We start from the raw sequence: 26,519 nt of genomic DNA, 5'->3' as shown, positions 1-26,519 counted from the left end.
ATGTTGACGGAATTACCGACGAGCACCGACGTACTGATCGTCGGCGCCGGGGCGACCGGGCTGGCGCTGGCCGCGACACTCGCCGCCCGGGGCGTCAGCTTCGTCGTCATCGACGCGCTGGCGGAGCCCAGGAGGTTCGCCGGCGGGATCGCGCTCACCCCGCAGACGCTCGAACTGCTGGAGCCGCTGGGCGTCACCGAGCGGCTGACCGGGATCGGGAACCGGGCCGGGGCGGCCAGGTTCTTCTCCGGTGACCGCAACCGGGAGGTCGTCGCGCTGCGCTTCGACAAGCTCTCCACCCGGTTCCCCTACCTGCTGTTCATCCCGCAGCAGTACACCGAGAAGGCCCTCACCGACCGGCTCGGCGAGCTCGCCGCCGGCACCAGGTCGGGCGTCGAGAGCACGGTCTACCGGCCGTACAAGCTGCTCTCGCTGGCGCAGGACGACACCGGCGTGACCGCGACCGTGCTGGGCCCGGACGGCGAGCGGACCGTACGCGCCAAGTACGCGGCCGGCACCGACGGGGTGCACTCCACCGTGCGGGAGCTGACCCATGTGGGCTTCCCCGGCGAGCTGTTCCGGCAGTCCTACCTCCAGAACGACGTGTTCCTGACCGGCGGTCCGCCGCGCGACGAGGTGCACATGTTCTGCTCCCGGCTCGGCGCGGTGACCTTCGCGCACATCCCGTGGGACCCGGCGGGCGTGGTCAGGATCGCCCTGTCGCTGGACCGGCCGCCGGCCGCGTTCAGCACCCTCAAGCCGCACCAGTTGCAGGCGCTGATCGACGAACGCGCGCCGGACGGCTACCAGGTGAAGATCACCGAAGTGCTGGAGACCACCCACCACCCCGCCTCGCACCGGGTCGCCGAGCGCTACCGGATCGGCCGGATCTTCCTGGCCGGCGACGCGGCGCACTCGCACAGCCCGATCGGCGGCCAGGCGATCAACCTCGGCATGCAGGACGGCGCCGCGCTCGGCACGGCGCTCGGCACCGTGCTGAACACCGGCGAGGACGTCCTCGACTCCTACGAGAACGAGCGGCGGCCGGCCGGCCGTGAAGTGGTCGACCTGACCCGGCAGATGAACCAGATCGCCACCGAGCCGAACCGCTGGAAGGGAGCGCTGCGCGACGCGCTCTTCCCGGTCGCCAGGATCCCGGCACTGAACCAGCGGGTGACCCGGGTGATGGCCGGACTCGACCGGTGAGGGCCGCAGCACCCCTCGCCCGCACCCCGCGCACGCCAACCAATGATCGGAGGAGCAGTGGAGACCAAGCGACCCAAGCCGGCGCACAGCGCTGACATCGTCATCCTGGGCTCGGGGCTGGCCGGCACCGTCCTCGCCAGCGTGCTCGCACGCAACGGGGCCGACGTCCTGGTGATCGACGCCGGCAGCCACCCGCGGTTCGCGATCGGCGAGTCGACCATCCCCTACACGTCGATGCTGATGCGGCTGGTGGCCGAGCGGTACAACGTGCCGGAGATCAAGTGGCTGGCCACCTTCGAGGCCGTCCAGTCCAAGGTCAGCACCAACAGCGGGGTGAAGCGGAACTTCGGCTTCCTCTACCACCGCAAGGGCGAGAAGCACGACGTCACCGAGGCCAACGAGCTGCCCATTCCGAAGATCACCAACACCGAGAACCACTTCTTCCGGCAGGAGGTGGACGCCTGGATGGTCACCGTCGCGCTCAAGTACGGCGCGCGACTGGTGGCCAACAAGAAGATCTCCAACTTCGCGTTCGACGAGGACGGCGTGGACGTCATCGCCGAGGACGGCGACGTGATCCGGGCCAAGTTCGTGGTGGACGCCAGCGGCTTCCGCTCGCCGCTGGCCCAGCAGTTCGACCTGCGCGAGCAGCCCAGCCGGCTGCGGCACCACTCCCGCTCGCTGTTCACGCACATGGTGGACGTCACCCCCTACGACGACCTGGTCCGGCCGCGCGGGGCGCACGGCAACCACCAGCGCTGGAACGAGGGCACCCTGCACCACCTGTTCGAGGGCGGCTGGATCTGGGTGATCCCGTTCAACAACCACGTACGGGCCACCAACCCGCTGGTGAGCGTGGGCCTGAGCCTGGACCCGCGGATCCACCCGCCGGTCGAGGGACTCACCCCCGAGGAGGAGTTCCGCAAGTTCATCGCCGACTACCCGGACATCGAGAAGCAGTTCACCCACGCCCGCTCGGTGCGCGAGTGGGTCTCGACCGGCCGGCTGCAGTACTCGTCCAAGCAGACCGTGGGCTACCGCTGGTGCCTGACCTCGCACGCGGCCGGCTTCATCGACGCGCTGTTCTCCCGCGGCCTGAGCAACACCTTCGAGATCGTCAACGCGCTGGGCTGGCGGCTGCTCGACGCGCTGCGCGACGACGACTTCGCCGTCGAGCGGTTCGAGTTCGTGCAGACCCTGGAGCAGGGCCTGCTGGACTTCAACGACGACCTGGTGGCCAACGCGTACGCGTCCTTCCAGGACTACGACCTGTGGAACGCCTGGTTCCGGGTCTGGTCGATCAGCCAGCGCCTTGCCATCTTCGAGATCAACCGAGCCTACGCCAGGTTCCTCGGCGACAAGGACGTGGAGAGCGTCAAGCGGCTGGAACGGCTCGCGGTCAACGGGGTGTGCCCCGAATACCCGCCCGCCGTGGCGATGTTCGCCCAGGCCAACCAGGAACTGCGCGATGTGGCCGAGGGCCGCAAGGACAGCAAGGTGGCCGCGGCCAACGTGATGTCGCTGCTCCAGAACGCCGACTTCATCCCGCCGGCCCTCGGCCTCGGCGACCCCGACAACCGGTGCATCCACGTCACTGGCCCCAAGGTGCTGGAGATGCTCCGCTGGGCCAAGAAGGACGCGCCGCCGGAGATCGGCGAACTGGCCTTCGAGGGCATCACCTTGTTCCTCAAGAAGCGCCTGTCCCTCAAGGAGTTCGCGCTCCTCGACGAGATCAAGCACACCCTGGCGCCGCTCCCCGTGATCGGCCGCCCGCTGCGGGTCCCCGCCCCGCGCTAGAACAGAAGAGGTGAGTCATGTCGGAAACCATCGAGAGCACGGATCTGCCCCATCTCGGGAGGGACTTCGTCCACGACCCCTATCCGCAGTACGCCGAACTGAGGGAGAGCGGCCCCGTCCAGCCGGTGCTCGGCCACGACGGTGTCGTGCAGTGGATCGTCACCCGCTACGAGGACGTCCGCCGGCTGCTGGTCGACCCGCGGATGAGCAGCGCCATGACCAAGGTGCTCAAGCCCGACCACGCCGACGGCCAGAAGCGCTTCAGGATCGACGAGACGCTGCAGAACGCGATGACCAACCAGGACCCGCCCGGGCACACCAGGATCCGCAAGACCGTGGTGCGGGCCTTCAGCGCCCGCCGGGTGGACGGGATGCGGCCGCGCATCCAGCAGCTCACCGACGAGCTGCTGGAGAAGATGGACTCCACCGAGCCGGTGGACCTGGTCGAGGCGCTGGCCACCCCGATCCCGGTCGCGGTGAGCTGCGAGATGCTCGGCGTGCCGGTCGCGGACCGGCCGTTCTTCAACACCCAGATGGACCTGCTGATGGGTGCCGGCAACGCGCAGGAGAAGATCGGCCCGGCCAAGGCGCTGACCGGCTACATGGCCGAGCAGGTCAAGCTCAAGCGGGCCGACCTCGGTGACGACGTACTGAGCGGGATGATCGCGGCCTCCGAGGAGGAGGGGCGGCTCAACGACCGCGAACTCGTCGCCTCCGCCGTCCAGATGCTCTTCGCCGGCTATCTGACCACCGTCTACGCGATCGGCGTCGGCGTCTACTGGCTGCTCAAGCACCCCGAGCAGCTGGCCGACATCCGGCGCGACCCCGGCCTGCTGCCGGGGGCCGTCGAGGAGCTGCTGCGCTTCGACTCGCCGCCGGTGCCCGGTGTGCTGCGGTACGCGACGGAGGACATCGAGGTCGGTGACACCACCATCCCGGCGAACTCGCTGGTGCTGCTGTCGGTGAGCGCCGCCAACCGGGACCCGGAGCGCTTCCCCGAGCCCGACCGGCTCGACATCCACCGTCCCGACATCGCACACATGGCGTTCGGCTTCGGCATCCACTACTGCGTCGGGGCGCGGCTGGCCACGATGGAGTGCGTGGTGGCGATCGGCTCGCTGCTCAGCCGCTACCCGGACCTCGAACTGGCCGTCCCGGACGACCAGTTGGAGTGGGAGCTGAAGTCCTTCACCCGCAACCTGGCCAAGCTGCCCCTGTACCTGCACGGCAAGCCGGCCTGACCCCCGCTCGCCGGAGCCGTGCCGAAGCTGAGGGCCTCCTCGACGTTCGAGGAGGCCCTCAGTGCTGTCCTGGACCGGGGGAAGACGGTCCGTGGATCAGGTCGTCAGGTGTTCGGGTCAGGTCTTCGGGGTCAGGGCGATGACCGGGATCTCCCGGGTGGTGAAGGTCTGGTAGGACGCCCACTGCGGGTGCAGCGCCGCCTGCCGCTTGAACAGGGTGTCCCGCTCCTCGCCCTCGGTGACCACCGCGGTGGCCTCGAAGGTCCTGGTGCCGACCTCCACCACCACATCGGGGTTGGCGACCAGGTTGTGGTACCAGTCGGGGTTGGTGGGCCCGCCCACCAGCGAGGCGAAGACCACGTAGCGGTCGCCGTCGGCCAGGTAGCCCAGCGGGTTGATCCGCTGCTTGCCCGACCTGGCGCCGGTGGTGGTGAGCAGCAGCAGCGGCTTGTCGGCGAAGTAGCCGCCGACCCTGCCCTGCGAGCGCCGGAACTCGGCGACCACCATGCGGTTCTGTGCGTTCCAGTCGCGATCGGTCATGATGCCGCCGCCATTCCCGCGCCGGCCGTCTCGCTCTTGGTCGCGTTGATCAGCCACAGGCTGGCCACGGCGCCGAGCGCGAAGACGGCCGCCGCCACCAGGAAGCCCACCGAGTACCCGTGGATGGCGCCCTTGGCCATGTCGAGAGCGGCGTTGGAGCTGTGGTGGTGGGTGAGGTAGTGGGTGGTCGTGGTGGCCGCGATGGTGTTCAGCAGCGCCGTGCCGATCGAGCCGCCGACCTGCTGGGAGGCGCTGACCAGGCCGCTGGCGACGCCGGAGTCCTGACCGCCGATGCCGAGCAGCGCCAGGTTGGTCACCGGGACCAGCACGCCGGCCATGCCGATGCCGACCACGATCTCCGGGCCGAGCAGCTGCCCGGCGTAGGAGGAGTGCAGGCCGATCCGGCTGAACCAGACCAGTGCGACGGCGCAGAGCAGGAACGATGCCGAGATGATGATCCGCGGCGGCACCACCCGCATCAGGCCGGTCACGATGCCGGAGCCGACGATGACCACCAGCGTCAGCGGCAGGATCGCCATGCCGGTCTTCAGCGCCGAGTAGCCGCGCACGCCCTGGAGGTAGTAGGTGAGGAAGAAGAACATGCCCATCATGGCCAGGAACACCAGCAGCGAGGCGAGGTAGGCCCCGCCGCGGTTGCGGTCGACGGCGATCCGCAGCGGCAGCAGCGGGTTGCGGGTCCTGGCCTGTACGGCGACGAACACCACGACCAGCAGCGCGCCGCCGATCAGCAGCCCGAGGGTGGTCGCCGAGCCCCATCCGTCGTCCACGGCCTTGGCGAAGCCGTAGACCAGCAGTCCGAGACCGGCGGTGACCAGCACCGCGCCGGGGATGTCGTACTTGGTCTCGCCGTCGGTCCGGCTCTCGGCGATCAGCGGGATCGCGCCGACGAAGGCGACCGCGGCGATGGCGATGTTGACGTACAGGCACCAGCGCCAGTCGAGGTAGTTGGTCAGCAGACCGCCGGCCAGCAGGCCGAGCGCCGAGCCGCCGCCGAGCACCGCCCCGTACACGCCGAACGCGGTGGCCCGCTCGCGCTTGTCGGTGAAGGTGACGTTCAGCAGCGACAGCGCCGCCGGGGCCAGCAGCGCCGCGAACACGCCCTGGAGGGCGCGGGCGGTGAACAGCAGGCCCTGGGTGTTGGCCGCGCCGCCGAGCCCGGAGGCCAGTGCGAAGCCGACGAGGCCGATCAGGAAGGCCCGCCGGCGGCCGCCGAAGTCGGCGATCCGGCCGCCGAGCAGCAGCAGTCCGCCGAACGGGAGGGTGTAGGCGGTGACGATCCACTGGCGGTTGGCGTCGGAGATGTGCAGCGCCGCCTGGGCCTGGGGGAGGGCCACGTTGACGATGGTGGCGTCGAGGACGACCATCACCGTGGCCAGGGAGATGACGGTCAACGCCCACCATCGCCGTGGATCGGCGCCGATCTTGACGGCGGTGACGTCCCCGTCCGATGCGAGTGTCTCGCTCATCACGCGAACCTTTCATGAGTAGGGCCGGGAAAAGGTGTGAAAATGACCGGTCATCTTGAGCTGGTCGTGACGGTGCAGGAACGGGGCGGACCGGCATCAGGTCAGGCCAGCAGGGTGCCGAACACGATGGTGAAGAAGTCGTCGAGCGGGGCCCGGTCCTGCGCCACCTTCGAGCGGATGACCGCGCCCTGCCAGGCGTCCACGATGAACCGGGCCAGCAGGTCGGGGTCCGAGCCGGCGGAGCCGATCGACCCGTTCTTGCGCGCCTCGCGCAGCGGGATCGCCACCGCGGCCGACCACCGGTTCAGACCGCTCTCCACCTGCTCGCGCATCGCGTGGCTGTGGTCGGCCATCTCGGTGCCGAAGTTGCCGAACAGGCAGCCGCGGGTGTACTCGAACCTCTCCAGCGCCTGGCGCAGCGACTCGAAGAACGTACGCAGCCGCAGCACCGGTTCGACCGTCGGGTCGTCGAGCGACTGCATGGCGCAGTCGGCCTCGTAGCGCCGCAGCACCTCGATCGCCAGCGACTCCTTGCTGTCGAAGTGGTTGTAGAACGACCCCTTGGGCACCTCGGCGGCGTTGGTGATGTCCTTGACCGCGCAACCGTTGAAGCCGCGCTCGTGGAACTGGTCCATGGCGGCGTCCAGGATCTGCTGTCGCACGCTGACTCTGGGCATCGGGGTCGATCTCCTCGCACTCGTCGCAGAACTGAATGTGACCGGTCGTCTTGCTTTTGTCAACTGAATGGGCCCTGGTTGCCAGGGTACGCCCGGGCCTCGTATCATCAAAAGATGACTTCATTACTTGATGACTAATCCGAGGTGGCTCTCGATGGCGAACGCTGACGCGATTACTGCATCGGTCATCCTCGGGTTCGCGACGATGACCGCCGTGGGCGGCCTCCTCGCGGGGGTCGCGGTCCGCTGGCGGCAGCCGGCCGTGATCGGTGAGATCATCGCCGGCATCCTGCTGGGCCCGACCCTGCTCGGCCTGTTCCCCGGCAACCCGACCGAGGTGCTCTTCCCGCTCGACGCCCGGCCGTTCCTGTCCGTGCTGGCCAACGTCGGCCTGGTGCTCTTCATGTTCGGTGTGGGCTTCGAGCTCGACCTGCGCAACTTCCGGCAGATCGCCAGACCGGCGGTGTCGGTGTCGGCGGGCTCGATCCTGCTGCCGCTGGTGCTCGGCGCCGGCCTGGGCGTGCTGGTCTACCCCTGGCACAAGGGCGACCTCAAGCACTCGGTGGGCGTGCTGCCCTTCGCGCTCTTCCTCGGGGTGGCCATGTCCATCACGGCCTTCCCGGTACTGGCCAGGATCCTGACCGGGCTGAAGCTGCACGGGTCCGGGCTCGGCGCCTTCGTGATGGCCTGCGCCGCCCTCGCCGACGTCATCGCCTGGGCGCTGCTGGCCGTCGTGGTGGCACTGGTCGGCGACGGCGGCTGGACCCGGATGGCCGGCAAGCTGGGCGGGATGGTGCTGTTCGGCGCCGCCCTGACGATCGGGGTGCGCCCGCTGCTGCGGTGGGTGCTGCGGCTGCCCGCGGTGCGCAGGCACGACGGGAGCGCGCCGCTGCTGATCCTGGTGGTCGGGCTGCTGCTGTCGTCGTGGGTGACCGCGCGGCTGGGCTTCCATCCGATCTTCGGTGCCTTCCTGTTCGGCGCGATCACCCCGCGGGACGCGGTGGACGAGGTGGCCGCGGAGACGCCGATCCTGATCGAGCAGACCAGCCAGCTGCTGGTGCCGGTCTTCTTCATCACCACCGGGTTGTCGACCGACATCTCCGCGCTCGGCGGGCGCGGCTACCTGGAGGTGCTCTTCGTCCTGCTGGTGGCCTGCGCCGGCAAGTTCGCCGGTGCCGCGCTGGCGGCCAGGGCCTGCGGCATGGACGCGCGCAGATCCGCCGCCACCGGCGTGCTCATGAACAGCCGGGGGCTGACCGAGCTGGTGGTGCTCCAAGTGGGGCTCTCGCTCGGCGTGCTGGACTCCCGGCTCGCCTCGGCGATGATCGTGATGGCGGTGGTGACCACGGTGATCGCCAGCCCGATCTTCCGCGGCCTGTACGACCGGCGGCTGCAGTCCGAGGACGAGGCCGGCTCGCCGCTGCTGCCTGGCGCCGCCGCGGGGGACCGGACAACTCATCAAGGAGTAAGTATCCTGCGATCGTGATGAAGGCACAGGAGGGACCGCGAGCATGGATGTGACGCACGAGGGCACGGGCCGCCCGGCCGACGAGCCGCGCGGCCCGGGCCGCAGGTCCGGTCGCACCGGCCGGCGGGCCGGCCCGACCGAGACCCGCGGCGACATCATCCGGGCGGCCAGGAAACTGTTCGCCGAGAACGGTTACAACGGCACCACGATGCGGACCATCGCCTTCGAGGCGGGCGTGGACGCGGCTTTGATCCACCATTTCTTCGCCTCCAAGAACAAGGTGTTTATTGCAACCGTCCAGGATGTCTTCCGGGACGTCCAGACGATCGACGGACCGCCGGAACTCGCCGGAGAGCTGCTGGTGCGGGAGTTCCTGCGGCTCTGGGAGGACGATTCCGAGGCCGCCGAGTCACTGCGGGCGATCTTCAGTTCCGCGCTCTCCTACGACGAGGCCGCGCGGCTGCTCGGCGACATCGTCGCGGTACAGCTGGTCGCGCCGGTCGTCGCCGAGTCGGGGGCCGGCGACGGGCCGCTGTGCACCACGCTGCTGAGCTCCCAACTGGTCGGTGTCGCATTGATGCGGTATGTGGTCAGGGCCGAGCCGCTGGCCTCCGCCAACACGGAAGTGTTGGCGAAGACGCTGGGTCTGTACTTCCAGAAATTTCTTGATGGTGACACGTATCCACATCCGGCAATCACAATGCCGGACCTGCCTCCGCTGGCCTGAAGACAGGGCTTGCCGTTCATGGCCCCACTGTCGTAAGTTTCCAAGCATTCGGACCAGCATGCGTTAAATGATCAACGTGGTTGCCAGCTGATTCGGGGTGTCTAGATTGACGCGGTACGAGCAAGTGGCAGGGAACCTCGCACCGACCTTCACACGCCACATCCGGCCGGAAGTCCCGCGTCCGTCGGGATCCGGCCGTATGGACAGAACCATCTACCGATCAGTGCACTTCTATGGCGCCGCGTTGTCCCAGCCCCTGGCCGAGGCGGCCCGGTACATCGAGCAACTCGAGCTGATGCCGGGCCGTCCGCCGCATTTCCTGGGCCTGCATAACGAGTTCTCCGGCCAGGATGAGGGAAGCGACATTGCCTGGCGGGTCACCGTGGTCTTCAGCGAACCCCTCGACCTGCGGGACGTGGACTTATGAGGGTCACGCACTCTCGCGCACGGCATGCGATTCGGGAATCGCTGTCACGTTGTCAATGGTGAGCAGCCGCCGGAAGTCGTCGGGCGCCGTGGTCTTCACCCACCACAGCATCCGGAGCCGGCGCCCGATGGTGAAACGGTAATAACGGGCGTTCGGGTCGGCGAATTTGAAAAGCGGCGGTATGAACGGGGCACTGCGCAGCCGCTGGTAGATCCGTTCCGCGGCGGTGCCGGGATCGAGGCCGGCCGGAATCGCCAGCAGGTCGTCGAGCGACTCCGACAGCAGCTCGGGCAGCCCGGCCGGCACCTGGTACCAGAACTCGGCGCCCTCGAACTCCTCGACCGGCGACCAGCGTTCGCCTCCGGTGCGGCCCTCGCCGTCCAGCCGGGCCCGCTTCAGCGACATCGCCGACAGGATCGTCCACAGCAGCCACACCCGCAGATAGGCGTTCCAGGTCGGGAAGCTCTCCGCCGCGGCCCGGCCGGCCGCGATCAGCCGGTCGTGGAACGCGAACAGCCGCAGCTGGTACTCCGCGGCCCGGTCCATCACGTCGCCGGCCCAGTCCCGCTCCCGGGCCATCTCCAGCAGCCCGGCGGCCGTGGCGTGCACGAGCTCCAGGCTCAGCGTGACGTCCCGGGACAGCAGCAGGTCCTGCCGGCCCGCGGACCGGTCGAAGAGGAACCAGCGCGGCCCCGCGCAGCGGTCCACCGCCGCCGGCCACGCCTCGTGCTGCCGCCACGGACCCACCGGGGCGGCGTCCGCGAACTGCGCGGCCAGCGCCGGGAAGCGGCCGGCGATCCGGAAGAACTCCTCGTCGGGCGCCAGCCGCCCCGGCGGGAAGTGGTCGGGGTCCAGGCTCACCGTCACGCCGCACAGGTCGGCGCCGCCCTCCGGGTGGTTGCCGAACGGCACCACCTGGATCCAGCCGCCGGGGAAGGCGTGCTGGAGGGTGCCCTCCGACCACGGGTCGGGCCGCCCGTGGTCGGCCGGCGGCACCACCGCCTCGAACGGCCGCACCCCCTTGAAGTGCGCGTGCAGCAGCCGCGCCCGGTGCGCGGCGCCGGCCGGCCGCGGCACCGGCAGCGCGGGCGGCAGCAGTCCGCCGGCGCCGCTGCCGTCCACCAGGTACTCGGCCTCCACCAGCCGGCCGTCGGCCAGCGTCACCGTGACGCCGTGCAGGGCCGGGTCGACCCCGTGCGGGGCGGCCTGTGAGTCGAAGAGCGTGGCGCCGTGCCGCACCGCGAGCCGGACGGCGTAGTCGTCCACGTCGGGTCGGTGCAGATGCCACTCGACGTGCTCGCCCGGCACCCTGAACTGCAGTGCCTCCGCCGGGTCGTGGTCCTTGCCCGGCCGGTGGTAGAGGAAGCCGAGGTTGCGCTTGACGCCGCTGGTGGCGCGGATCTCGGCCGGCAGGTCGCGGAACATCCCCATCGCGGAGATCTCCGGAATGCCGAACCTGCTGCCGAGCAGGTAGAACAGCTCGGCGGTGTACGGGACGGTGGTCTCGCCCGAGGGCAGCTCGCGGTCGGCGGCCGTCGGCACCACCGCGACCCGGACGCCGTGCCGTCCCAGGATCGCGGCGAGCAGGCCGGTGGACAGGTGGCTGCCCAGGATCACGACGTCATAGCGCTTCATGTGGTGGCCCTCCGTGGCCGCGGCGCCGTCGCCGGCGCGAGGTAGCCGCTCTTGGTGAAGTAGTCGAAGTAGGTCTCCAGCAGCCGGTCGTCCAGCGGCGGGCAGTCGATCCCGGTGCCGTCGAGCTCCTTGGCGGTGCCGGTGACGTCGTAGTCGATCGCGTCCTCGCCGCCGACCACGAACTCCCGCACGATGTCCATCACCGGGTGCAGCGCGTTGGTCCCGGCGTCGTACGAGCGCCGCAGCGCGGCCCACCACTCCTGCCGGTCGATCACCTTGACCGGCCAGCCGCGTTCGCCGATGTACCGCACCAGGTCGAGGAACGGCATCCGGTGGGGGTTGATCAGGTGGTAGACGCCGCTGGGCGTGTCACCGGCCGACAGCCGGGTCATGGCCTTCGCCACGTAGTCCACCGGGGTCATCTCGACCTCCAGGTCGTCCAGGTCGGGCGCCAGGCCCAGTTGGATGCAGCCCTTGATCACCCGGCAGGTGAAGTGGGTGGTCAGGCACGCGCCGGAGCGGGAGTCGCCGAGCACCCGGCCGAGCCGGAAGTTCCGTACCGGCATGCCCCGTTCGATGGCCTGCCTGACCAGGTGCTCGGCGCCCCACTTGGTCTGCACGTAGCCGGTGACCAGCCGGCCCGCGGTGTCGATGTCCTCGTCCTCCCTGATCCGGCTGCGGCCGGGCAGCGGAAGGCCCCAGATGCCGTACGTGGAGACGTGGTTGAGGTGCTTGGGCCGCCCGGTGCCGGTCAGCCGCAGCAGTTGCTCGGTGCCGCCGATGTTGGCACCGGCCAGCTGGTCGAAGGTGTGCACGAAGTCGACCCACGCGCCGGAGTGGTGGATCGCGTCCACCCGGTCCGCGAGGGCGGCGAACCCGGCCGCGCCCAGGCCGAGTTCGGGCGCGGCCAGGTCGCCGGGCAGCACCTTCACCCGGCGCTCCGCCTCCTGCCGCCAGGGCAGGTAGCTCTCCACGGTCTGCCGGATCCGCCGCATGCCGTCCTCGGCGTCCACGCAGCGCACCAGGCACTCGATCTCGGCGTCGGTGCTGCCGAGCAGCTCGTCGAGCAGGTACGCGCCGACGAAGCCGGTGGCGCCGGTCAGCAGCACCCGCTGCGGCGGACCGGTCACCTCGAACCGGCTCAACGGCCTGATGTCGTCGGCGAGTCGGGCCCGCGGGGCGATGGCGGCGGGCAGGTCGTACGGGTCCGCCTCCGGATCATCGGCCGGCTCGTCATGCGCCTCCTCCGGCCGGCCGCCGACGGTCTCGGTGGCGGCGCCGCGCAGCACCGCCTCCAGATGCCGCGTCCAGTCCGCGAGCGCGGACCGGGCGAAGAGGTCCTTGGGGCGCAGCGCGATGCCCAGGTCGCGGCGGCAGCGCGTCATGATCTCCATCACCATGAGGGAGTCCAGGCCGAGTGCGAACAGGTCGGTGCCGGCGGTGACCGCGTCGGTGCCGGTGGCCAGGACGTCGGCGACCGCCGCACGCAGGAAGTCCGCGAGCAGCGCGTGCCGGGCGGCCAGGCCGTCCGCCGTCCGCGCGTCGTGCGAGGCGAGCCGGTCGAGCAGGTCGCGGTTGCCGCCGCCGGCGGTGTCCTCCGACGCCTTCAGCTCGGCGAAGACCGGCCGCTCCGACCGGCTCTCCATGATCGACTTGTAGCGGTCCCAGTCGGCCGCGCAGACCACCTGCTGGGCCGGCTCGGCCCGCAGCATCCGGGCCAGCAGCGACAGGCACTGCGCCGGGGCGAGCTGGCGCAGGCCGACCGACTCAAGGAACTCCATGACGTCGTTCTCGAACAGGTGCGAGTGCTGGCCCCACGGGCCCCAGGCCACGGACAGGGCCGGCAGGCCCAGGCCGCGCCGGTGGACGGCCAGCGCGTCCAGGAAGCTGTTGCCGGCCGCGTAGGAGGCCAGGTGCTGGGAGCCCCAGGTCGCCGCGATCGAGGAGAAGCCGACGAACAGGTCCAGGTCGAGATCGCGGGTGTGCTCGTGCAGCAGCCAGCTCCCGACCGTCTTCGGCGCCCACACCTTGCGGTAGGCGGCGGCCTCCACGTCGGCGAGGTCCTGCGGCCCGGAGACGCCGGCCGCGTGGATGACACCGCGCAACGGGAGCGGGCCGCCCGCCAGCCGTCCGATCAGCTCGGCGACGGCATCGGCGTCGGTCACGTCGAGCACGGCCGGCTCGACCTCGGCGCCCAGCTCGCGGAGCCGCTCGACGGCCTCGATCCTGGCCCGGGTGCCGGCCGGCAGCGCCGGGTCCTGCCAGCTGGACTCGGGCGGCAGCGGGGTCCTGGCGGCCAGCACCAGCCGCTCGGTGCCGGTCCGCGCCAGCCACTCGGCGACGGCGAGCCCGATGCCGCCGAGCCCGCCGGTGACCAGGACGGTGCCGGGGCGGTGCGGGCGGGCGGAGGCGGGGGCCGGCAGCGACTCCGGCGGGGTGGGGCGCAGCCGGGCGACCAGCCGGTCGGTGCCGCGGAAGGCGTACTGGTCCTCGTCGGGTGTCAGGTCGAGTAGGGCGTCGGCGGCGATGGCCGCGGTGGTGTCGGGGGCTGCCTCGGTGTCGGTGTCGGTGGCTGTGCCGGTGGCCGGGTCAGGGTCGAGGTCGAGGAGAGCGCCCCACAGGTCGGGGTGTTCGAGGGCGACCACCCGGCCGAGGCCCCACAGGGTGCTCGGCAGCGGGTGGTGCGTGCGCTGGTCGGGCCCGGTGCGCACGGCTCCGCTGGTGAGGAGGACGAGCTTGGCGGCGCCCGGGGTCCGCGCGCTCTTCGCCATCCGCTTGACCAGGTCCACGATCAGCTGCTCGGTCGCGAAGAGTTGGCCGGCGAGCAGATCGGCGGAGATCTCCGGGACGCTGAGCGCGAGCCCGCTGACCACGACCCGGGTCGGGCCGTCAGCGAGCAGGGCGTCGAGCGTGCCGGCCTCGTCAACTCCCGGCTCGAACCGGCTGGTCGGCACCCCGCGGCCGTCAAGTACCCGCTGGATCCGCCCGGTCAGCGGATCGCCGCCGACCAGCAGCACGCGCTGGGCACCGACGGCCCCGGTGGGACGCGGCGGGGCCGGCGTCCACTCCAGGGTCTTCAGCACCTCGCCTTCGGGATACCACCGGGCGGCGGGAGGTGCGGGCACCGGCTCCCAGGCCAACGCCTCTATGCCGCCGAGCAGTTCGCCGTCCGCCGCGTGCAGGGTGACGTCGGCGGTCCCGTCCTCCCCGGCGCGGCTCACCCGCACCCGCGTGACGAGCGCGGGCGCCCGGCACGACGCCCCGGCCAGCGACCGCACCCACCCGGCGGCCCCACCGCCCGCTGCGAAGACCGAGCCGACCGCCTGCACGGCAGCCCGCACCAACGCACCCCAGGCGGCGGCCTCGTCGCCGCTCGTGTCGGGCACGTCGACGGTGGGCAGGAGCTGCGCTCCGGGTTGGTCTGGTTGCGGACTGACGGACTGCTGGCGGGAGTTGGCGTCAGCCGGCTGGAGGCCGGCGGTAGACCGCGCCGCCGGTCCGTCCGGCCACTGCGGCCCGGCATCCCCGCCGATCGCCGAAGGCGTCCTGTGCACGGTCGCGGTGCCGTGGGGCAGCCAGCCCGCCTCTGCCCGCGAGGCCTCCGGGCTGATTCCGGAGACGTCGACCACCATCTCCGTGGCCGTTCCGGGGCGGACCGAGGACTGGATCAGCCACGGACCGGCTGCCTCGTGCAGCAGCGAAGGCTCGGCCCGTACCTCGGACAGCGCGCGCCATCGGCCGCCGTGGCCCGCCGCCGCTGCCCGAACCGCGCGCTCGACGAGCCCGCCCAGCACGTCCGCCGCGGTGGGGGCGGGCGTGCCCTCGGGGAGCAGTTCCTCGAACACCGGCATCGGGGAGCGCACCCGGCTGCCGACGCCGGGCAGCGGGCGATCGGCGCTGCCGGAACCGCCGTTCGCGCCGGGCAGCGCCGTGCGGAACCAGAAGCGTTCGCGCTCCCACGGGTAGGTGGGCCCCGGCACCCGGCGCGGGCGCCGGCCGTCGTGCGGGGCCGCCCAGTCCACCGGGCAGCCGCGCAGGTGCAGCGCGCCCAGCGCCTCAAGGAACGAGGTGCGGTCGTCCTGGCCCTTGCGCAGCGGGACGGTCCAGCCGCACCCGGGATCGTCAAGTGCCTTGCGGCCCATGCCGGTCAGCACCGGCTGCGGGCCGACCTCGACGAAGGTGCGGATGCCGTCGTCGTACAGCGTCCGCAGCCCGTCCAGGTACCTGACCGTGCCGGAGGCGTGCCGCACCCAGTAGTCGGGGCTCAGCTCCTCGGGCGTCCAGTAGCCGCCGGTCAGGTTGGACACGAGCGGGATCTCCGGCTGCTTGAAGGTGATCGTCGCCAGCAGTTGCCTGAACTCCTCGATCATCGGGTCGAGCAGCGCGGAGTGGAACGCGTGCGAGACGTTCAGCGGCCGGCCCCGGTGTCCGGCCGCCGCCAGCCGCGCCACCACCTTCTCCACCTGGTCCGCGGCCCCCGAAAGCACCACGTCCTCGGGGCCGTTGACGGCCGCGACCGACACCCGGCCGCCGGCCGCCGCGTCGATCGCCTCCCGCGCGATCTCCTCGTCGCAGCCGACCGCCGTCATCGCGCCGCCGGCCGGCAGCGCGGACATCAGCCGGCCGCGGTGGGCCACCAGCCGTGCCGCGTCCGGGAGTTCGATCGCGCCGGCCAGGCAGGCCGCGGTGATCTCGCCGACGCTGTGCCCGAGCAGCGCGGCCGGCCGCACCCCGGCGGCCAGCAGCGTCCGGCCCAGCGCGTATTCGACGGCGAACAGCGCGGGTTGGGTGTAGCGGGTGTCATCGAGGCTGGCACCGGCGGCCGGCTCGTCGCCCCACAGCACCTCGGCCAGCGGCCGGGGCAGCAGCGGCGAGATCAACTCGTCGCACTCGGCGAACGCGGCGGCGAACACCGGGTCCTCGCGCAGCCCCGCGGCCATGCCCCGGTACTGCGCGCCCTGCCCGGTGAACAGGAACGCGAGCTTTCGCGCCTGGTACGGGGCCTGTTCGGCCTCGATCACCTGGCCCTGGCCGGCGCCGCGGGCGTACTGCGCGAGCCGGTCGGCGATCTCGGCGCGGCTGCCGGCCACCGCGGCGCCGTGCGCGAGCCTGGCCCGGCCGACCTGGCTGGTGAAGCACAGGTCGGCGAGCCGGTGCCGGGACCCGGCGACGTACTCGGCGTAGCGGCCGGCCAGGGTGCGCAGGGCGGTGGGCGTACGGGCCGAGAGCAGGAGCAGCTCGCTGCGGCCGTCGTCGGAAGAGGCGGCTTCCGCGGGTTCGACGGCCTTGGGCTGGCCGACCGCCTCGCTGGGGGAGCTGAGGACGATGTGGGCGTTGGTGCCGCTGGCCCCGAAGCTGCTCACCCCGGCCGTCCGCGGGCTGCGGGTGCCGGGCCAGCGGCGCAGCGAGGTCGGCACCTCAAGGGCCAGCCGGCTCCACGGGATCTTCGGGTTGGGCGTCACCAGGTGCAGGTGCGGCGGGATCTCGGCGTGCTGGAGCGACAGGATCACCTTGATCAGCCCCGCGATGCCGGCGGCCGGCTCCAGGTGCCCGATGTTGGTCTTGACCGAGCCGACCAGCAGCGGCGTGTCACGTCCCTTGCGCAACACCGCGTCCAGCGCCCGCAGTTCGATCGGGTCGCCGAGCGAGGTGCCGGTGCCGTGCGCCTCGACGTAGTCCACCTGGTCCGGCGGCACACCGCCCTGGTCGAGCGCGCGCTGGATCACGTCCTGCTGCGCCTGCGGGTTGGGCACCGTCAGGCCGCTGCTGCGGCCGTCGTGGTTCACCGCGGAGCCGCGGACGACCGCGAGCACCGTGTCGCCGTCGGCGACCGCGTCCGACAGCCGCTTCAGGATCAGCACCCCGGCGCCCTCGCCGCGGGCGTACCCGTCGGCGGCGGCGTCGAACGTCTTGCACCGGCCGTCGGCGGCCAGCGCGCGGAACTTGCTCATCAGCACGAAGCCGTACGGCGACAGCATCAGGTTGACGCCGCCGGCCACCGCCATGTCGCACTCCCTGCCGCGCAGCGCGTGGCTCGCCTCGTGCACGGCCACCAGCGACGACGAGCAGGTGGTGTCGATCACCGAACTCGGCCCGCGCAGCCCGAAGGAGTACGAGACCCGGCCCGCGATGAAGCTGGGCTCGCCGGTGAGCTGGTAGGCGTCGACGTCGGCGATGTCGCCGACCTGCTGCCGCATCCGCACGTAGTCGGTCGTGCTGACCCCGAAGTAGACCCCGGTGCGGCTGCCGGTCAGGCCGGTCGGCGCGTACCCGGCGCGCTCCAGCGCCTCCCAGGTCAGCTCCAGCATGATCCGCTGCTGCGGGTCCATGCCGACGGCCTCGCGCGGCGAGATCCCGAAGACGGCGGGGTCGAAGCCGTCGACCGCGTCGAGGAAGCCGCCGCGGACCACGTAGGCGGTGCCGGGGTGGTCGGGGTCGGGGTCGTAGAGCGCGTTCGCGTCGGCGCGGGCCTGCGGGAACTCCCGCGTGGTGTCCACGCCGTCGCGCAGCACCGTCCAGAACGCCTCGGGCGTCTCGGCCCCGCCCGGCATCCGCAGGCCCATTCCGACGACGGCGATGGGGTCGGTGGCGTGCTGCCGGGCGTCGCCCAGGCGGTTGCGCAGCCGCTCGATGGTGGCCGTCGCGTCGATCAGCTTGCTCCGGTACAACTCAAGGGCGTCCATCACGTCTCTCTCGTCCGGGTGTCGAGCTGGTCTTCCGCCGCTGCCATCTGGCGTTCGAGCGCGAGCAGCAGGTCGTCGTCGGTGGCTGGTGCGGGTGGCGCGCTCGGGTCGTCGGGGGCGTCTTCCGGGCCGTCGGACGTGGTGCTGTTGTCCAGCAACTCGGCGAGGTAAGAGGCCAGTTGGACGGCTGTCGGATACTCGAAGGTGAGGGTGCTCGGCAGTTCGACGCCGAGGTCCTCCTCCAGCCGGCTGCGGACGCCGAGCGCCATCACCGAGTCCATGCCGATGTCGAAGAAGCCGGCCTCCGGGTCGAGTTCGCCGGTCCGCAGGCCGAGCACCGAGGCCACCGTCTCGGTGGTGTGCCCGACCAGCCGGTCGAGCCGGGCGGCGGGCGGCAGCCCCGTCACCCAGTCCTGCCGCGGTGCTTTCGGTGCGGCGGCGAAGGCGCTGAGGAACGTTCGCGGGGCGAGTTCCTGGCAGAGCCGCACGTAGCGGTCCAGGTCGACGGCCGCCACGCTGTGCCGGCCGGGCGCGGCCAGCAGCACCTTGCCGAGTACGGCCCCGACCTCGTCCCGCGACAGCAGCCGGAGGCCGCTCTGCTCGAACAGCGCCAGATGCTCGGCCGACAGCTCGCCGCTGTCCGCTCGCGGCATCAGGCCGAGCACGCCGACCGGGACTTTGGTGCGGCCGCTGTCCGCCCAGCCGGCCAGGTAGCCGGCCGCCGCCGCGCCGGCGGCGGTGCTCACCGAGCCCCAGCTCGGGCCCGCGCTGATCACCACCGTGATCCGCTGCGGTCCGCGGCCGGCCGCGAGCTCGCAGGCGGCGGCCAGTTCGCGGGCCTGCGCGAGATGCCCGGTGACGGTGCCGGGGGTGACGTCGGCCAGCGCGGTGGTGGCCGCGGGTGTCGCGACGGCGATCACGTCGCCGAGCCGGTCGAACTCGCCGAGGGCGGCGGCCAGTTCGGGCACCGTGCAGAGTTCCACCGACACGTCGGCGGGCAGGTCGGGGACCTTGCCGCCGCCGGCCCACACGATGCGGCGGGCGCCCTGTGCGGCCAGCGCCTCGACCGCGGGTGCGGCGGCCTCGCCGCCGATCACCAGGTGGCAGCGGTCCGCCTCGACGGTCTCGCGCCACCTCTCGGTGGCGGCGGCCCTGACCAGCCGCGCGGCCCGCGGACCGCCAGGCCCCACCCGCAGCTGATCGTCCCCGCGCCCGGACCGCTGCGCCCCGAGCGCGCGCACCGCCGCGTCCGCGGCGCCCGGGCGGTAGTCCACCAGCCCGCCCCAACGCCCGGGCATCTCCAGCGCGAGCACCCGGCCGAGCTCCCAGACGGCAGCCTCGTCGGCCGCGGCCCCCGGCACGTTCCGGGTGACGAACCACAACCGCCCCACCGGCCGGGCCAGCCCGGCCACCGCCCGCCCGACAGCGAGCGCGTCCAGCACGCCGCCATCGGCGACAACGGCCACCCCCTGGCAGCCCGGATGCGCGGCCCCCAGTTCCCCCAGCCGCCCCCGCCAGTCCCCACCAGCCGCAAGCCGAACGACCTGATGTCCCTGCCGCCCGAGCGCGTCGGCCAGTTCATCGGCCTCACCACCCCCGACAACGGCCCAGGTCCCGACTTCGTCCTCGCTGACCTGCGGTTCCTCGACCTGCTCCCAGGCGATGTCGAAGAGCAGATCGGCAGCGGAATCCGCCTCGCGGACAGCAGGAAGCTCCCGATACCAGAACCGCCGCCGCTCCCAGGGATAGGAAGGCAACCTGACCGGCGCCCCGGCCGGCACGGCGGCATCCCAGACGGGTTGATGCCCGCTGACGAACAGCTGAGCGGCAGCGAGGGCGACAGCAACAACGGGCGTGTCGCGCGCATCGAGAAGCGGCGCGAGGACATCGATCCGCGCATCGAAGGCGCTGAGCAGAGGGTCGTTGGGGGCGGGCTGGGCGCCGGCGGCGAGGGATGCGGCCGGCGCCCAGCCCGTGAGCAGCGCATGGGCAGAGGGCAACGGGCCGCCGCCGCCGGGCTGTTCCGCGTCGGCGCGGGGCGGCGCGGCCGGGTTGTCGGCGTTCGGCGCAGCGTCTGCCCGTGCGGTGATTGCGCGCTGTGGCGCGGCCGAGCTGGCGGCTGCCGCGTGGCCGGCGGTGGGCAGCGTACGAGTGGTCGGTAACGGGTCGCCGGCGCGCGGCTGTTCAGCGCCGGCCCGTCGCCGCTCGGCCGGGTCGATGCCGTTCGGTCGGGCATCCGGTTGTGTGACGTCAGCACTCGCCGGCCCGGCCGGGATGGCGCCGTGCGCGTTGTCTCGGACGGTGACCGGTGGAGTCGCGGCCTCCCGCAACGGGTCGCCGTCGCCGGGCTGTTCCGCGCTGGGTCGCGGCAGCGCTGCCGCGCGCAGGAGCGCTGCCAGGTCGTTGGCCGACGTCTCATCTCCGGGCGTCAGCACCGGGATTCGTGCCGGTTGCAGCGGGTCGCCGACCTCCGCGCCGGTCAGTAGCGCCAGCGCCGCCCGCAGCGACAGGCGGCCGGCCGCCCAGGCGGCGGTGATGACTCCCGTGCCCCTGCCCGCCACCCCGTCCGGGGACACACCGAAGGTCGACCACAGGCGGGTTGCTGCCACCTGGTGGCTGAAGACGTGGGCCGGGCGCTGCTCCCGCGTCGGCGGTGGTGACCACAGGTCCGGTGGTGCGCCGGTCAGTTGGCCCAGGGTCTCGGCGCACGCAGCCAGCACTTGGGCGTACGGGCCCGTGGGTTCGCGGAGGTCTGCGGGGTACGTCGTCGGCAGGATGTCGTCGTACCAGAAGCCGACCGTGGTCGTGTCTCCGCCCGGGGTGTGGCCCTGGCGGGTCGCGTCCGGTGTGCCGCCTGCCGCGAACTCGGCCAAGCTTGCGGCGAGTTGGGTCGCGTCCGTACCTATCACCGCCAAGCGGTGGTCGAGCCGGGAGCGCCTGCGGGTCGACGTCCGGACCACGGCGGCCAGTTCGCCGGGCGCGGTGGTGCGGAGGCGGGTTGCGAGAAGGCCCGCAGCCGTGCGCAGCGCGGAAGGGGTCGCGGCGGTCACCGGGAGTACGTAGGGCCCGCCGGACTCCGGCGGGGCGGGGGCCGGGGGCGTCGGGGGCTCGGGGGCCTGCTGGACCAGGACGTGCGCGTTGCTGCCACTGAAACCGAAAGCGCTGACCCCGGCCCGCCGCGGCCGGCCGGTCGCCGGCCAGTCCTGCCGGCGGCTCGCCAGCGCGACCGGCAGCCGGGCCCAGTCGATCCGCGAGGACGGCGTCGTCACCAGATGCCGGGGAATCTCCCCGTGGTGCACGCCGAGGATCACCTTGAGCAGCCCCGCCGCGCCCGCCGCAGCCTCCAAGTGGCCGATGTTGGCCTTCACCGAGCCGACGAGCACCTTCTGCTCGGGATCGCGCCCCGCGCCGAGCGCGTCGGCCAGCGCCGTCACCTCGATGGGATCGCCGAGCGGCGTCCCCGTACCGTGCGCCTCCACGTAGTCCACGTCGGCGGGCTGCCACCGCGCCCGCCGCAGCGCCTGCTGGATCACGGCGGTCTGCGCGGACGCGCTCGGCACCGTCATGCCGCCGCTCGCCCCGTCCTGGTTGACGGCGCTGCCCGCGATCAGCGCGTAGACCCGGTCGCCGTCCCGGCGCGCCGCCGCGAGCGGCTTGAGGACGAACACCGCGGCGCCCTCGCCGCGCCCGTAGCCGTCCGCCGCCTCGTCGAAGGTCTTGCACCGGCCGTCGGCGGAGAGCGCGCCGCCCGCCGACATCGCGACGGCCACCGTCGGCGCCACGATCACATTGGCGCCGCCGACGAGAGCGACCTCGCAGTCGCCTTCGCGCAGCGCCTGGCAGGCCAGGTGGACCGCCGTCAGCGAGGACGAGCACGCGGTGTCGACGGCCAGGCTGGGGCCGCGCAGCCCCAGCGCGTACGACAGCCGTCCCGCGGTCGCGGCGAACGACGTGCCGGTGCCGTAGTAGAGGTCCACGTCCCGCATGTCGCGGGTGAGCAACTGCTGGTAGTCGGCGGTGTTGAGACCGACGTAGACGCCCACCGGCCGGTCGGCGAGCTCCTGTTGGGCGAGCCCGGCGTCCTCCAGCGACTCCCAGGCGACCTCCAGCAACAGCCGCTGCTGCGGATCGAGGAACTGCGCCTCGCGCGGCGCGATCCTGAAGAACGCCGCGTCGAATCCGGCGACGTCGTCCAAGTAGCCGCCCCTGGTGGGCACGTTGGGGCCGATCTCGCCCCAACTCGGGTCGGCACGCCGCTCCGCGGGCAGCTCACCGGTCCGCTGCCCGCCGTCGAGCAGCAGCTCCCAGAACTCCTCGACCGAGCCGGCCCCGGGCAGCCGGCAGGCCACGCCCACCACGGCCACCGCCCGGTCGTCCTCAGCCTCGGTTGGATCCCCGTCCGCGGCGCCCGCCGCGTCAGTCGTGGTACCGCGGACGGGGGGCTTTGTCGCGCCCGGTTCTTCCGCCGCCGGGCCGGTACCGGCCGGGGCTGCGGTGACGGGCGCCGGTGGGGCGATCTCGCCGAGGTGGCCGGCGAGCGCCTCGACGGTGGGGTACTCGAAGACGACGGTGGAGGGCAGCTCGACGCCCAGCTGCGCGCTCAGCGCCTTGCGCAGCTCCACGGCGGTGAGCGAGTCGAGGCCGAGCTCGAACAGGGCGCGCCTGCGCGGCAGTACGGCGCCGTCGGCCAGCCCGAGCACCCGGCGTACGGCCCGGTCCACGACGGTGAGGACCGCCGCGGGGCCCGGCCCGGGTGCGACAGGTGCGGGACCCGCGCCGCTTGGCGCGGGCGGCGCAGCCCGGCCCGGGCCGGCGACCGTTCCGGCCGGGGTGACAGCCGCCCCGGCGGCGGCCGAGCCGCCCGGCGCCGGCCACACAGCCCGGCCCGGGCCGGCGACCAGGCCGGCCGGAGCCGTCCCGCCCTGGGTGACAGCCCTCCCGGCGGCGGCCGGAGCCGCGCCCGCCTGTCCTTGGCCGACAGCCCGAGCAGCCGAAGCGGCAGCCGAGTCGGCTGGGGTGGCCGGGACCGGAACAACAGTCGCGGGGGCCGGGTGGGAGCCGGCAGTCCAAGTGGCCTGAGCAGCAACGGAGTCGGCCGCGGTGGCCGGGACCGGACCAGCGGTCGGGGCGGCCGGGTGGGAGCCGGCAGCCCAAGTCGCCCGAGCAGCAACGGAGTCGGCCAGGAGGACCGAGTCCGTCGGGGCCGCCGTCCCGCCCGCTCCTGGAGACGCGAGCGCCTGCCCCGCCATGCCCTGTACCGCGAGCATCGGGAGCACCGGGCCCGCCGCCCCCTCCGCCGTGCTCGCGAAAAGCTCCCCGACCACCGACCCGTCCGCCCCGAGCAGACTGATCCGCGCGCCGACCGCCGCGACCAACGTGCCCGCGCTGCCGCCGCCGACCGCCCCGCCTGCGCCGACCGCCGTGCCGACGCTGCCCGCCGTGCCCGCCGTGCCCGCCGTGCCCGCCGTGCCCGCGCCGACCGCCCCGCCTGCGCCGACCGCCGCACCGGCGCCGACCGCCGCGCCCGCCGCGCCCGCGCCGACCGCCGCGCCAGCGCCTGCGCCGACCGCCGTGCCGGCGCCGACCGCCGCACCGGCGCTGCCCGCCGTGCCCGCCGTGCCCGCCGTGACCGCCGCGCCAGCGCCTGCGCCGACCGCCGCGCCTGCGCCGACCGCCGCGCCTAAGCTGCCCGCCGTGCCCGCCGCGCCTACGCTGCCCGCCGCGCCCGCGCCGACCGTCCCGCCTGCGCCCACCCCCGCAACCGCCGCGCCAGCGTCGGCCGCCGTGCCCACGCTCGCCGGCGCGCCCGCGCCGCCCACCCCGGACTGCACCCCGCGCTCTACCCCCGTCAGCCAGTACCGGTCACCACCCCACGTCGGCACGGGCAGCCGCTGGTAGCGCCCGGGCCGTCCGACGGCCGCGGACCAGTTGAGCTCCGCGCCCGCCACGTGCAGACCGGCCGCCGCCTTGCGGAGGGACAGGGGGCCCGGCTCGGCGCGGCGCAGCGTGCTGATCACCCGGCCGTGCCCGCCCCGGTCGCGCACCGCGTCCGCGAGCGGACGGGCCAGCACCGGGTGCGCGCCGATCTCGACGAGGGTGTAGTCGTCCTCGGCGAGCAGCCGGTCCACGGCGGGCCACAGCAGCACGGGGTCGGTCAGGTTGTGCTCCCAGTAGTCGGCGTCCGGCGCCGTCAGATCCTCCTGCGGGCGGACGCTCGACAGCAGCCGGATCCGGCCCGTACCGGCCGGAGCGAGATCGCCGAGCGCCGCGCGCAACCGCGGTCCGCAGTGCGCCACGACGGGGCTGTGGAAGGCGTAGTCGACGGGCAGCGGCAGGCAGGTGAGACCGCGTTCCGCCAGCACCCGGGCGGCCCGCAGCGTCGGCTCGGGCTCGCCGGCGATCACCACCGACTCCGGGCCGTTGACGGTCGCGACCACCACACCGGGACCGAGGTCGGCGAGCACCGCCGCCACCGTCTCCGCCGGCCCGTTGACCGCGATCATCCGGCCGGTCCCGGTGGTCTCGTGCAGGATCCGGCCGCGCCTGACCACCAGCGTCACCGCGTCCTCCAGTGCCAGCCGGCCGGCAACGTGCGCGGCCGCGACCTCGCCGACGCTGTGCCCGAGCACGGCGTCGGGGGTCAGCCCGGCGTGGCCGAACCAGCGGCTCAGCGCGACCTGTACGGCGAAGACCGCCGGCTGCGCGATGTCGGTGTCGGCGAGCCTGCTGCCGCGCGGTCGCCGCAACTCGTCCACCAGCGACCAGGACGCCTCGCGCCTGATCAGCGCGTCGCACTCCTCCAGCGCCTCGCGGACCACGGGTTCGCTGTCGTACAGGTCCGCGGCCATCCCCGGCCACTGGCTGCCCTGCCCGGAGAACACGAAGGCGGTCTTGAGCGGGGTGTCGGGATCGGCGACGCCCGCGAACGTGGACCCGGCGGAGCCGGCCCCGGCGGACGGGGAGCCGTCGGAAAACCCGGCCAACCCGTCGAGCAGCCCGTCCCGTTCACCGGCGACGACCGCGAAGCGGTGGCTCTCGTGAGTCCGCCTGGTCGCGGCCGACCGCACCAACTCCGTTAACCGGTAGGTCTCTTCAGCCTCGACCACCCGGGCCCGCATCCCCACGGCCTGCTCGGCGAGACCGGCCTCGTGGTGCGAGGAGACCAGCAGCACGTACGGGCCGTCCGTGAAAGCGGCGTCCGGCTCCGCGGCGGCCGGCGCGGGCGGCCCGCTGACGATGATGTGCGCGTTGGTGCCGCTGAGCCCGAACGCGCTGACCCCGGCCCGCACCGGCCGCCCCGCGGCCTCGATCGCGGTCGCCGCCGTGGGCACGGCGACCCCCGCCCTCGTCCAGTCGATCGCGCCGATGGGGGAGTCGAGGTGCGGCTGCGGCGGCGCCTGCCCGGAGTTGACGATCCAGACGGCCTTGAGCAGCCCGGCGATCCCGGCGGCGGCGTCGGTGTGTCCGAACACGGCCTTGTGCGAGCCGACCAGCAGCGGCCGGTCGGCGGCCCGACCGGTGCCGAACACGTCGGCCAGCACGGACAGTTCGATCTGGTCGCCGAGCGGCGTGCCGGTGCCGTGCGCCTCCACGTAGTCCACGTCCGCGGGCTCCAACGAGCCGCTGGCCAGGGCCCGTTGCAGCAGGTCGATCTGCGCGGCCCCGTTGGGCACCGTCAGGCCCATGCTGAAACCGTCGTGGTTGACCGCGGATCCGTCGACGGTCGCGTAGATCCGGTCGCCGTCGGCGAGCGCGTCGGCCAGCCGCTTGAGCACCACCAGGCCGCAGCCCTCGCCGCGTACGACCCCGTCGGCCGCGGTGTCGAACGGGCGGCACCGCCCGGTCGGCGAGACCGCGCCGATCCGGCTCATGAAGACGCTCAACTCGGGCACCATGAGCAGGTTGACGCCGCCGGCCAGCGCGGTGTCGCACTCGCCGCTGCGCAGGCTCTGGGCGGCCAGGTGCACCGCGAGCAGCGACGACGAGCAGGCGGAGTTGAGGGTGGCGACCGGGCCGTGGAAGTCGAAGGTGTACGCGAGCCGGCCGGCCGCGAAGCTGAACTCGACGCCGCTGGCGTAGTGCGGCCCGATCCCGGCCGGGCCGAGGGTCTTGGCGTGCAGCACCGTGTAGTCGGAGGCGAGCATGCCGACGTACACGGCCGTACGGCTGCCCCGCCAGTCCGCGCGCGGCCGTCCGGTGTCGCTCATCGCCTCGGCCGCGACCTCCAGCAGCAGTCGCTGCTGCGGGTCGAGCGACCGCGACTCGCGGGGCGAGACGCCGAAGTAGCCGGCGTCGAACCGGTCGATGTCGGCCAGGAAGGAGCCGACATGGCTCGACGTGGTGCCGGGCCGGTCAAGGGTGGGGTCGTGGAAGTCGGCGGACCAGCGGTCCGGCGGGACGGCGCCGATCGCGTCGCCGCCCGAGGACAGCAGGGCGCCGAGCCCGTCGAGATCGCGGACCCCGCCCGGAAAGCGGCAGCCGACGCCGACGACGGCCAGCGGGACGGCCGCGGGCCGCGGGTCAGTCATCAGGACCCTCTGTGTTCACAGCCAGACTCCCTGAACTCGCAGCTCGAATCATGAATGGATGACTTCCTCATTCGATGAGTTCTGTATAAGATGAACTCTACGG

Annotated in this window: 12 protein-coding genes; 6 read left to right on the top strand and 6 right to left on the bottom strand. The window is 72.9% G+C overall.

Features of this window, described 5'->3' with window-relative positions:
* The 3 genes from ACQPW6_RS09055 to ACQPW6_RS09045 are packed head-to-tail and all read left to right on the top strand — an operon-like array spanning window position 1 to window position 4,244.
* Complete coding sequence (locus ACQPW6_RS09055; RefSeq protein ID WP_433889041.1) at window positions 1–1,206, top strand: FAD-dependent monooxygenase; 1,206 nt, start codon at window positions 1–3, stop codon at window positions 1,204–1,206.
* Between the two features lie 57 nt (window positions 1,207–1,263).
* Window positions 1,264–3,003, top strand: coding sequence for an NAD(P)/FAD-dependent oxidoreductase (locus tag ACQPW6_RS09050; RefSeq protein ID WP_433889040.1), 1,740 nt, complete (start codon window positions 1,264–1,266; stop codon window positions 3,001–3,003).
* A 17-nt stretch (window positions 3,004–3,020) separates the two neighbouring features.
* Complete coding sequence (locus ACQPW6_RS09045) at window positions 3,021–4,244, top strand: cytochrome P450 family protein (protein ID WP_433889039.1); 1,224 nt, start codon at window positions 3,021–3,023, stop codon at window positions 4,242–4,244.
* Between the two features lie 117 nt (window positions 4,245–4,361).
* On the opposite strand, the gene ACQPW6_RS09040 is transcribed toward ACQPW6_RS09045, so the two are convergent.
* The 3 genes from ACQPW6_RS09040 to ACQPW6_RS09030 form a co-directional block, all read right to left on the bottom strand.
* Complete coding sequence (locus tag ACQPW6_RS09040) at window positions 4,362–4,784, bottom strand: nitroreductase family deazaflavin-dependent oxidoreductase (RefSeq protein WP_433889038.1); 423 nt, start codon at window positions 4,782–4,784, stop codon at window positions 4,362–4,364.
* The gene (locus ACQPW6_RS09035) at window positions 4,781–6,271 is read right to left on the bottom strand and encodes an MFS transporter (protein WP_433889037.1); all 1,491 of its coding nucleotides are present in this window, start codon (window positions 6,269–6,271) and stop codon (window positions 4,781–4,783) included. Before ACQPW6_RS09035 ends, ACQPW6_RS09040 begins: the two co-directional genes overlap by 4 nt.
* A 101-nt stretch (window positions 6,272–6,372) precedes the next feature.
* Complete coding sequence (locus ACQPW6_RS09030) at window positions 6,373–6,948, bottom strand: TetR family transcriptional regulator C-terminal domain-containing protein (protein WP_433889036.1); 576 nt, start codon at window positions 6,946–6,948, stop codon at window positions 6,373–6,375.
* A gap of 154 nt (window positions 6,949–7,102) precedes the next feature.
* Between ACQPW6_RS09030 and ACQPW6_RS09025 the strand changes: the two genes are divergently transcribed.
* From ACQPW6_RS09025 to ACQPW6_RS09015, 3 genes are all read left to right on the top strand, one after another.
* On the top strand, window positions 7,103–8,434 hold the full coding sequence (locus ACQPW6_RS09025) for a cation:proton antiporter (protein WP_433889035.1): 1,332 nt from the start codon (window positions 7,103–7,105) through the stop codon (window positions 8,432–8,434).
* Window positions 8,435–8,459: 25 nt separating this feature from the next.
* Window positions 8,460–9,143, top strand: a complete 684-nt coding sequence (locus tag ACQPW6_RS09020; protein WP_433889034.1) for a TetR family transcriptional regulator — start codon at window positions 8,460–8,462, stop codon at window positions 9,141–9,143.
* Window positions 9,144–9,342: 199 nt separating this feature from the next.
* Window positions 9,343–9,570, top strand: a complete 228-nt coding sequence (locus ACQPW6_RS09015; protein WP_433889033.1) for a hypothetical protein — start codon at window positions 9,343–9,345, stop codon at window positions 9,568–9,570.
* A gap of 3 nt (window positions 9,571–9,573) precedes the next feature.
* On the opposite strand, the gene ACQPW6_RS09010 is transcribed toward ACQPW6_RS09015, so the two are convergent.
* Genes ACQPW6_RS09010 through ACQPW6_RS09000 form a run of 3 tightly spaced genes read right to left on the bottom strand, consistent with a single transcriptional unit; the run spans window position 9,574 to window position 26,416 of the window.
* On the bottom strand, window positions 9,574–11,205 hold the full coding sequence (locus ACQPW6_RS09010; RefSeq protein WP_433889032.1) for an NAD(P)/FAD-dependent oxidoreductase: 1,632 nt from the start codon (window positions 11,203–11,205) through the stop codon (window positions 9,574–9,576).
* Window positions 11,202–17,888 carry a thioester reductase domain-containing protein gene (locus tag ACQPW6_RS09005; protein ID WP_433889031.1) on the bottom strand — a complete coding sequence of 2,229 codons (6,687 nt, stop codon included), beginning with the start codon at window positions 17,886–17,888 and terminating at the stop codon, window positions 11,202–11,204. Before ACQPW6_RS09005 ends, ACQPW6_RS09010 begins: the two co-directional genes overlap by 4 nt.
* Window positions 17,888–26,416 (bottom strand): type I polyketide synthase, encoded by an 8,529-nt coding sequence (locus ACQPW6_RS09000; RefSeq protein WP_433889030.1) that lies wholly within the window; start codon window positions 26,414–26,416, stop codon window positions 17,888–17,890. Before ACQPW6_RS09000 ends, ACQPW6_RS09005 begins: the two co-directional genes overlap by 1 nt.
* Window positions 26,417–26,519: the final 103 nt, after the last annotated feature.

It is taken from the genome of Streptomyces sp. CA-111067 (assembly GCF_050956065.1).
Classification (GTDB): Bacteria; Actinomycetota; Actinomycetes; order Streptomycetales; family Streptomycetaceae; genus Actinacidiphila.
Note: the sequence above shows the minus strand (reverse complement) of the source record. Positions and strands in the feature narration are given on the sequence as shown.